This window comes from Neisseria sp. P0020.S003 (assembly GCF_051957095.1).
Classification (GTDB): Bacteria; Pseudomonadota; Gammaproteobacteria; order Burkholderiales; family Neisseriaceae; genus Neisseria; species Neisseria subflava.
In genome coordinates this window covers 1-438 of the sequence record NZ_JBQCWU010000083.1, presented here as the reverse complement: position 1 = coordinate 438, position 438 = coordinate 1, and the positions used below count along the sequence as shown (strand labels likewise).

General features: G+C 49.1%; 1 protein-coding gene. It reads right to left on the bottom strand.

Annotated features, from left to right (window positions below):
- Positions 1–438, bottom strand: a 438-nt coding sequence (locus ACTHTQ_RS11430) for an SDR family NAD(P)-dependent oxidoreductase (protein ID WP_440363982.1), incomplete at both ends; no start/stop codon positions are given.

Here is a 438-nt window from a genome sequence, read left to right as displayed (position 1 = left end):
CAAAGGTCTGGGCAACCGGCATGATTTCGATGGAATTGACGTTCATCGGTGCCGGACGCTGATAGAGCCATAAAGCGGTATCGGCAATATCTTGCGGCTGGATAAACTCGACATTCTCATAAACCTCGGCCGCACGCTGATCGTCGCCTTGTAAACGGACATTGGAAAACTCGGTATCGCCGCACAAACCCGGTTCGATATTGGTAATGCGGATATTTTTATCTGCCAATTCGGCGCGCAGGTTCATACTGAATTGACGCACAAAAGCTTTGGTCGCGCCATAGACATTACTGCCGGAATAAGCATAACTGCCGGCAATCGAACCCAAATTAATGATGTAGCCTTGTTTGCGCGCTACCAGTTGCGGCAAAATCTGGCGGGTCAGAAAAGTCAGGCCGATGATATTGGTTTGAATCATGGTTTCCCAAGCGCCAAAAT